This window comes from Segatella copri, assembly GCF_024330485.1.
GTDB classification, from domain to species: Bacteria; Bacteroidota; Bacteroidia; order Bacteroidales; family Bacteroidaceae; genus Prevotella; species Prevotella copri_L.
The window spans coordinates 19,700-28,784 of the sequence record NZ_JANDWX010000039.1 but is presented as its reverse complement, the minus strand read 5'-3'; the positions used below and the strand labels follow the sequence as shown (position 1 = coordinate 28,784).

The following is a 9,085-nucleotide window of genomic DNA, read 5'->3' as shown; positions in this document are numbered from 1 at the left end:
GTATTTTAAATATGCGTGCAAAGATACAAAATCAAATCGAATACACTACAAAAAGTCCGTAAACTTTTGAGTATTAATAACTTATTTAATAATCGTCTCGTTTTAACGGGACACTAGTGTTGCAGGAATTGATGTGTGATAAGGATTTCTGCACTCTTTACTCTCTTTTCATGCTCGCATTGGCAAGAAAGGAGCTTTCTGCATGCTCTTTTAGATTGTTTATTGGCGAAAAGCCTAATATAACTTCTGTGATGGATGAAGATTTATCGACAACGCCAACAGAAGAAGAGTTAAAAGAGGCTCTTGTTGATGAATGGGGAGTGAAATATAGCAAGGATGGAAGAAAACTGTTGGAGGCTCCACAAGAACTTGATCTTACTTATTCAATAAGGAAAGGAACAAAGGTTGTTTGTGATAGGGCATTTTGTTGTTGTTACTTTCTGTCAGAGATAGTCATTCCTTCTAGTGTTACTAGCATAGGTAAAGGTGCATTTTCTAGTTGTAATTCACTGTCAGAGATAGTCATCCCTTCTAGTGTTACTAGCATAGGTGATTGGGTGTTTTCTAGTTGTTCCTCGTTGAAATGTATATCCATCCCTAAAAGCGTAATTTGCCTAAACGGCAATCCATTTGCTTATTGGAATGGCAAATTAGAATGTTTATCTCCTAATTTTGTTTTTGAGGATGATATCTTGTTCAATAAGGATAAAAGTAGAATTATTTCTTTCAGGAATCAAAATATAAAATCGTATGTCATCCCTTCTAGTGTTACTAGCATAGATAAAGGTGCATTTTTTAGATGTCATTCTCTGTCAGAGATAGTCATCCCTTCTAGTGTTACTAGCATAGGTGATGGTGCATTTTCTTGTTGTGATTCTCTGTCAGAGATAGTCATCCCTTCTAGTGTTACTAGCATAGGTGATTGGGCGTTTTCTTTTTGTAGTTCTCTGTCAGAGATAGTCATCCCTTCTAGTGTTACTAGCATAGGTGATAGTGCATTTCATAAATGCAAATTCCCAGACTATCTTGAAGAAGAATTAATCTCCCGGTTTGGATATAAAATATTTAGTTCATGGTAAATATAGTTTAATAATTATGATATTAATAGAATCTAAGCGTAAGAAATACGAAAACATATTAAGGAAACATCCCGATGCAATCATTGCGGATGTAACTAGCCATGCCAAAGATAGCTTAATCAAATTAAGTCCATTCTACCCACATGGTGGAATTCCAGTTCCATTCAGCGATGGAGTGACAGCTACTTGTGTAGAGGCGATATGGCAGGGGTTGAAGGTGTTTGAAGGAGCAGACGTAGATGTACAGATGTTACAGAATGATACGATGAAGAATATCAAGCGAACTGTACGCAAGTATGGTAAGCCTTTGGGACATCGCAAAGGAATATATGGCAAGGAACTTCTTGGATACATAGAAGCTAGAAAGCAGATATATATTCCAACCTACCAATGGATGTTGGAGAATAAAGTGCCAACAATCATTGAACGGTTGAAGGAGGCAAGTAAAACGAAAACCATCATCTTGTTGGATTATGATACCAACTGTGATGTGGATGACCCAAGCAAACCTTTGTCTCATGCCTTTTTGATCAAGGCATACGTAGATGGTATTTATCCTTATGGAGAAAAACCGGATACGGAGGCAATACTACAGGTTGATAACCCACAGGAATTAGAACTTTTTTGATAGAATAACAACAAAAATATTAATTATGAGTAAACGAAATAATTGGGAGGATTTTAAAAAGATCCTTGAACAGCATCATATTACAACGTTGTATCATTTTACTGATCGTGATAACTTAGAGAACATCATCAAGAATGGTGGCCTCTTTTCCTGGAAGGATTGTGAGGAACGAGGAATTACGATTCCTAAGCCGGGAGGCGGTGGACCTGGTTCTACTTCCTGGTCACTTGACAAACGAGATGGGCTGGAGCATTATGTGAGAGCGAGCTTTACCAAGCAGCATCCGATGATGTATGTAGCGATGAGCGAGCAACGTATATCTAACCCCGTAATTTTGGAAATAGACCCAGAGGTGATATTTGATGAACAGACTAAGTTTTCTGATAGAAATGCTACAAGAAGCGGTGCCAACGTTGGCGGAAACCTGGAAGATTTCAAGAAAATTCATTTTCAGACAGTCAAGGCAAACAAGCATTTTGACCTGGATATAAATGAACAGCCTTTCTATCAAGCCGAGATTCTGGTAAAGAACAGCATTCCCCTGAAGTATATCAAGAACATCGGCAACTTTGGTATTCCAATTCCAAGCCAGCCACAGATATTACAGAGCAAGAATGCATATACGGCTCGTGTTGATCGTGAGCATCCTACAGCATTCATCTTCCTGGTGGACCAAAGTGTTTCTATGCGCCGAATTACTACCTTCAATGGTGAGGATATGACTTTATCTGAGGCTGTTGCCCGTATTGTAAATGCCCAAATCAACGAGTTGGTGGAGCGATGTGTGAAGAATAATGAAACTCGCCATTACTTTGATATTGCCATGATAGGTTATGGCATGGAGGCTTATAGTGCCTGGAATGGTAACTTGGAAGGACGAGACTTTGTTACTCCAGAAGAGATTCGTGATAATCCTTACCAAAAGAAAATGGTGAAGGAAGAGGTGCGTACCCGTAAGGGTATAACCATCAAAGAAGTAGAGAAGAAACAATGGATGGTAGCTCGCCATGATGGTAGTTGGACACACATGGATAAGGCTTTCAAACGTGCGGAAGGTTTGCTTGAAAATTGGATGAAAGTGCATCATGACAAGGATTGTTATCCTCCTACAATTATCAATATTACTGATGGTGAGTATAATGGAACTTCGCATGATGAGATGCAACAACTTGCCAATCAATTAAAATCGATGTTTACCAATGATGGCAATGTCTTGCTCTTCAATATTCACGTTGTGCCAGGACATGCAGAATCGGTTGTATTCCCTGCAACTGCAGATGAATTGAACGGAAATGGATATGGTGAGAAACTTTATAATATGTCAAGTCTTTTGCCGCTCAACTACAATGAGCAGATCCGTAATATCTTTGGAGATAAGCAGGCTGATATCCGCTACCATGCTATGGGTGTAAATACGGGTATGGAGAGATTGGTTAAAATGATGAAGATTGGCACACTTTCGAGTATGCTGGTAAATCAGAATCTGTAATGATATAAAGAAAAGTTATGAACAGAGGTGTTAGTATAGCAAAGTTCAATGACCATGTTGCAAACGAAGATGCTTTCTACTCATCGGATACCTGTATAGCTGTATCCGATGGGGCAGGAGGCTGTGGCTTGTTTGCCAATGAGTGGTCGGAGTATCTTGTAAAACATCTTCCGAAAGATAAACCCATCGTCTGCTTCAAAGAACTTGACGAATGGGTAGATGGCATTTGGGAGCCCTTTTATAATGAGCACGAGGAAAGAGCAAAGGAAGGCGACGGCATACTTTTGAATAAATATTATAATGAGGGGGCTTGCGCCACCATTGCTGCTGCATGGATAACAGGGGATAAGCAATGTAAATGGATGGCATACGGCGATAGCGTAGTCTTTCATTATAGTCAGGATACAGGTGTCTTGGAACATAGTTTTACGAAATTGTCTGATTTTAGCAATCCTCCCAGGCTGGTTAGCTGTAAAGATCCCCTGGAAGAGGAAGGTTTCAGTAGTGGTGACTTTTATCTGGATGAATCTTCGGTAGTCTTTGCTGCCAGCGATGCCTTATCGCATTATATCATGATGATGTATGAATTGTCTAAAAGTAAGGAGTATGGTGCGGAGCTTGCTGAAGAATACCTAAAAGCATCTGGCAATTCCCAACTTTTGAAAACAGCAGAGACCATGAAGTTTGATTTTTGGAAGGATGTGCTCCAATCTTTGTTAGACGCAACATCATCTAACAGCCGGTTTGAACTATATTTGAAAGAACTGAATTCGAAAGGAATCTTAGATGTGGATGATTTCACGCTAGTTTATTTTAAAGGCTAGCATCCATCTTCTTTATATCCCTATTTGTTGTCATTAAAATTTGTAGAAGCAGATAAAATAACAATACATAATATGCAGTACCCATTGATATCAGAATATGTAAAGGCCATTCAAGATGCTGACGATAATCTTGATAAATTGGCTTACTTGACTCCCGTACTAGATGATCACGGAGAACCATATCGAAGTAGTGGTGCTTTTGCCGTAGTGTTCAAGATGCAGGACAAGAGTACCGGGAAATATTATGCCCTCAAGTGTTTTACGGAAGAACAGGAAGGGCGAGCCGAAGCCTATCGTCAGATTGCGGATGAATTGGATATGGTTGATTCTCCATATATTACTTCTGTAAAGTATATGGAGAAGGAACTCTTCGTGGACAGTCAATGCGAGGAGGATGAATTTCCAGTATTGTTGATGGATTGGGTAGATGGTGAAACGATGGAAGCTTACATTTCGGCAAACTATCACAATCTATCAGCCATGTCATTGCTTTGTTATCGCTTTGGAAAAATGGCGGCTTGGCTCCGTTCACAATCTTTTGCCCATGGCGACGTCAAGCCAGACAATATCATAATCCGTCCAGATGGCTCTCTTACATTGGTGGATTATGATGGAATGTTTGTGTCTTCTATGAAAGGCAGTAAATCTCCAACTATCGGTACCAAGGATTTCAGTCATCCTCTGCGTACAGTGGATGATTTTGATGAAACGATAGATGATTTCTCTTTGGCAAGCATCGCCTTGTCATTGAAGGCTATCTCGATGAAATCTACTTTGTTAGATATCTATGGCGCCTCAGACAGACTTCTCTTCTCGGAAAATGATTATCGCAATCCGTCAAATAGCAAGGTCATATCAGCCTTGCAGGGGTTGATGTGCAATAAAGACTTCTGTACACTTTACTCTCTTTTCATGCTCGCCTTGGCAAGAAAGGATCTTTCTGCATGTTCTTTTAGATTGTTTATTGGCGAAAAGCCTATCCTGCCTCAAACAATTGAAGACTTACCAACCAAAGCTACAGAGGAAGAGTTGAAGGAAGCTTTTGTTGATGAATGGGGCGTGAAATATAGCAAAGATGGAAGAAAATTGTTGAAAGCTCCACAAAAACTTAATGGTACTTATTCTATTAAAGAGGGTGTAATGATAATATGTGATAAGGCATTTCAATTTTGCTCTTCTTTGCGTAGCATAGTTATTCCTGATGGCATTACCTGCATAGGGGATATGACGTTTTATCGTTGCTCTTCTTTGACAAGTTTTGTTATTCCTGACAGTGTGACCAGTATAGGTGATAGGGCATTTTGTGGTTGTGAATCTTTGACAAATATAGCCATTCCTGATGGTGTAACTAGCATTGGGGATTATGCATTTAGTGGTTGCAAATCTTTGACAGATATAGTTATTCCTGATGGTGTAACTAGCATTGGGGCGTGGACATTTTGTGGTTGTGAATCTTTGACTGGTATTGTTATCCCTGATAGTGTGACTAGCATTGGGACGTGGACATTTTGTGGATGTTCCTCATTGAAATATATATCCATTCCGAAAAGCGTAATTTGCTTAAACGGCAATCCGTTTTTTAACTGGTATGGTAAATTAGACTGTTTGTCACCTTACTTTATTTATGACAATAAGGTATTGTTCAATAAGGACAAAAGCAAAATTATCGCATTTAGAGATAAGAATACGACATCATATGTCATTCCTGATAGTGTTTCCTGCATTGGAAGTGGCGCGTTTTATGATTGCAAATCTTTGCGTAGCGTTGTTATTCCAAAGAGTGTTATCAGCATAGGGGAAGGTGCATTTAAATTTTGCTCTTCTTTGCGTAGCATAGTTATTCCTGATGGTGTTATCTGCATAGGGGAAGGTGCATTTCAATTTTGCTCTTCTTTGCGTAGCATAGTTATTCCTGATGGCATTACCTGCATAGGGGAAGGTGCATTTAGTAATTGCAAATCTTTGACAGATATTGTTATTCCTGATAGTGTGACCAGTATAGGTAATAAGGCATTTTGTCGTTGCACTTCTTTGAGTAATATTATTCTTCCTGATAGCATTACTTGCATAGGGAAAAGTGCATTTAGGCATTGCTCTTCTTTGCTTAGTCTTGTTATTCCTGATGGCGTGACTCGCATTGGGGATGGTACATTTTGGGGATGCTGTTCTTTGACAGATATTGTTATTTCTAATAGCGTTACCAGTATAGGGGATGGTGCATTTAATGGTTGCACTTCTTTGACAAACATTGTTATTCCTAATAGTGTTACTAGTATTGGGGATGGTGCATTTTATGAGTGTAATTTCCCAAATGATCTTAAACAAGAATTAATCTCCCGTTTCGGAGAAAAAATATTTTGGGTAACTTTTTAGATTATTCCTTGATTATTACGACGAAAAAGAGATACCGGAAAATCGATACCATCATAAATAGGAACCCTTCCCTCCAAGACTTCCTCCTTTGCCTTCTCCTTTTCCATATATAAAATAAGAGGTGGAGAAATTCTCCACCTCTACCCTCTTGTTTGGCCGATTTACAGATGTACACGACATAGAATAAGTTCTGTGAACGCCTGCGTTTACTTGTCTGCAAAGATATTTCTTTTCTTTGAAGCAAGCAAACATTCATCATATTTTTAAGCGCCTCAGTCATACGCTGTTCCAGGTCACGCAAGACATGAGCCAACACCATCACAAACAAAACTACATGTGGCTCAACGTGTGCGACCTGCCCGAAAAAATAATCCTAGCTAAAAAAACTTCAAAAAAAGTGGATTTCTAAGAATTTATTTATACCTTTGCAAGCACAAATAAGCCCTCGACAGCACGGTTAAGTCAAAAACAAATGAGAACATTCAATTTTATTGGTGACACCACCTATACAACAAGAGAAGGAATATCATACAGGATAGACAACAAGGAACATAATATTCAGCGAGTTGGCAAATCCTGGGTAGTGGATGGAAAGGCGAGTTCTCTTGAAGAAATGGTGAAGATGGGCATAGCTAAAAAAATATAGCACGAGTTTACAACAATACCGCTATTGATAAAGTTGCGAGGGAGGTGGTCAAATATTTCGACTACCTCTCGATTTTATTAATACATTGGATATCACAAACTGTGATTTCCAATGTTTAAGGTCGCAATTTGCGACCTTAAACATTTAATATTTTAGGAGTATGAAAAAGCCATATTTAACATACGCACTTAGTGCTGAAGGGAAATTGGTACATATCGATAGTGTGGCGAATGGAAAAGAGTGTGGATGCTTTTGCACCTATTGTGGCGAACCTCTTCAGGCTAAACAAGGTGCAAAGCGCAAGCACCATTTTTCTCATTTGTCAGGAACAGAATGTGAAGCTGCTTATGAGTCAATGCTTCACCTGTTGGCTAAAGAGAAAATACAGGAAGCATTCTATAATAGAACATCATTATATATGGAGTTTGAGTATACTTCCTTTTGCAACCAGGATAAATGCATTTTCATGTCCCATTCAAGAAGATGTTCCAATAAGGAGAAGAGGAGGATTGATATTAAGGAATGGTATGACTCTTGTGAGCAGGAAATTTCGTATGACAATATTAGAAGGCGTAGCGACCTGAAATTTTTCTCTAAGGAGTTCCCGGAACGTAAGCCTATCTATATAGAGTTTTGTGTAACCCATGCAAGCGATGAAGCCAAGCTACATAGCGGAAACAAAATAATAGAAATCCTTATAGAAGATGAGGACAGTATTTCTTCCTTGATAGAATCCGGACTTGTCGAGAAGTCTAAAACCGTTGGCGAAGAGTGGGAAGGTAGGAAAATAAAAATTGTTGCATTCTATGGCTTCAAAACCAAAGATTATAACAACTCCAACATAAATGAAAGTGTATGGCTCACTCGCTGTGCATTTATGCCATCCGGGAAAATATATCTTTCTAATGAACATTGCAATTGCAAACAAATAAAGAGAAAAGACCATCGAGCATTATGTGAAGTTGTATTCTCTGCACATAACAGATATGAAGCATATAATTATGCCTATACCATTTGTTCTCAGAAATACCATATCTCTAATTGTAACTCATGTAGGAATTTCGTAACAGTTTCTTCGTGGTTTGATGCACCTTATAAAATGTGTAAGATGTATAAAAGTCTCCAGCTACATCTCGAAGACTTTAGAACCACAGGATCTTTTGATACTTCCAGGGCAAAAAAATGCAGGTTTTACTCCCAAGTAAATGTTATATTGGATGATACTGTAGAATATTTTATCATATAATATAGGTTTATAGCATTTGTAAAATGAAAACAGAAAACATGATAGCGATGTTAATAGATGCGGACAACGTATCTTACAGAAATATCAAGGATATGACCGATGAGTTGGCGAGATTTGGTAATCTCACCATCAAACGTATATATGGCGATTTCACGAAGTCTTCCATGAATGGATGGAAAGATGTACTCTTGGAAAATGCCATTAACCCGATTCAGCAGTATAATTACACAACCGGGAAAAACGCCACCGATTCTTCTATGATAATCGATGCTATGGATATTCTCTATTCCAATTAAGTGGATATCTTCTGTCTGGTATCTAGCGATAGCGACTTTACACGTCTTGCTATGCGTCTGAGAGAGGCAGGAAAGGAGGTAATAGGTATGGGGATGAAGAAAACACCTCAGCCATTTATTGCTGCATGCAACAAGTTTGTCTATATAGAGGTTATTTCGCATTCTCTTGAATCTGGACAGGTAAAAGAAGTCTCTCCAGAATCTGCTTCTATTGTGGAGAAAGAGTCTGTTTCACCGTTAAAAGAAGGGATACAAATACTTCAAGCATCAGATAATCAATTAACGTTTGAGGAATATCTAAAAGGATTATATCACCAAGGAGTGATTGATATGGATGATTTTACGATTTGTTGGTTGTATGAATAGAAAAAATATGGAAAATGAAACTATAAAAGAACGATTCCTTGGTACTATCTTTGGGCAAGCTGTAGGAGATGCTTTGGGACTGAGCACGGAGTTTATGTCCAAGCAAGAGGTGGATCGTTTTATCCTGATGGGATAGAG

8 protein-coding genes and 1 pseudogene are annotated in these 9,085 nt (G+C 38.6%); all 9 read left to right on the top strand.

Annotation, left to right across the window (positions count from 1 at the left end; translation table 11 throughout):
* The first annotated feature begins 251 nt into the window (after nucleotides 1–251).
* The 9 genes and pseudogenes from NNC77_RS14570 to NNC77_RS14530 all read left to right on the top strand — a co-directional run bounded on the left by NNC77_RS14570 (nucleotide 252) and on the right by NNC77_RS14530 (nucleotide 9,083).
* Nucleotides 252–1,079 carry a leucine-rich repeat domain-containing protein gene (locus NNC77_RS14570; protein ID WP_254971530.1) on the top strand — a complete coding sequence of 276 codons (828 nt, stop codon included), beginning with the start codon at nucleotides 252–254 and terminating at the stop codon, nucleotides 1,077–1,079.
* A 16-nt stretch (nucleotides 1,080–1,095) separates the two neighbouring features.
* Nucleotides 1,096–1,707 carry a DUF6939 family protein gene (locus NNC77_RS14565; protein ID WP_254971532.1) on the top strand — a complete coding sequence of 204 codons (612 nt, stop codon included), beginning with the start codon at nucleotides 1,096–1,098 and terminating at the stop codon, nucleotides 1,705–1,707.
* A gap of 25 nt (nucleotides 1,708–1,732) precedes the next feature.
* Nucleotides 1,733–3,196, top strand: coding sequence for a DUF4433 domain-containing protein (locus NNC77_RS14560; protein ID WP_254971533.1), 1,464 nt, complete (start codon nucleotides 1,733–1,735; stop codon nucleotides 3,194–3,196).
* Nucleotides 3,197–3,213: 17 nt separating this feature from the next.
* On the top strand, nucleotides 3,214–4,020 hold the full coding sequence (locus tag NNC77_RS14555; protein ID WP_254971535.1) for a hypothetical protein: 807 nt from the start codon (nucleotides 3,214–3,216) through the stop codon (nucleotides 4,018–4,020).
* A 72-nt stretch (nucleotides 4,021–4,092) separates the two neighbouring features.
* A complete protein-coding gene (locus tag NNC77_RS14550) occupies nucleotides 4,093–6,393 on the top strand; it encodes a leucine-rich repeat protein (protein WP_254986894.1) in 2,301 nt (766 codons plus the stop codon).
* Nucleotides 6,394–6,865: 472 nt separating this feature from the next.
* Complete coding sequence (locus tag NNC77_RS14545; protein ID WP_181976492.1) at nucleotides 6,866–7,039, top strand: hypothetical protein; 174 nt, start codon at nucleotides 6,866–6,868, stop codon at nucleotides 7,037–7,039.
* A gap of 160 nt (nucleotides 7,040–7,199) precedes the next feature.
* Nucleotides 7,200–8,285 carry a competence protein CoiA family protein gene (locus NNC77_RS14540; RefSeq protein WP_254971538.1) on the top strand — a complete coding sequence of 362 codons (1,086 nt, stop codon included), beginning with the start codon at nucleotides 7,200–7,202 and terminating at the stop codon, nucleotides 8,283–8,285.
* 23 nt (nucleotides 8,286–8,308) lie between these two features.
* Nucleotides 8,309–8,737: pseudogene (locus tag NNC77_RS14535) on the top strand (NYN domain-containing protein); the annotation flags it as partial.
* A gap of 217 nt (nucleotides 8,738–8,954) precedes the next feature.
* A complete protein-coding gene (locus tag NNC77_RS14530; protein ID WP_254971539.1) occupies nucleotides 8,955–9,083 on the top strand; it encodes a hypothetical protein in 129 nt (42 codons plus the stop codon).
* The last annotated feature ends 2 nt before the right edge of the window (nucleotides 9,084–9,085 follow it).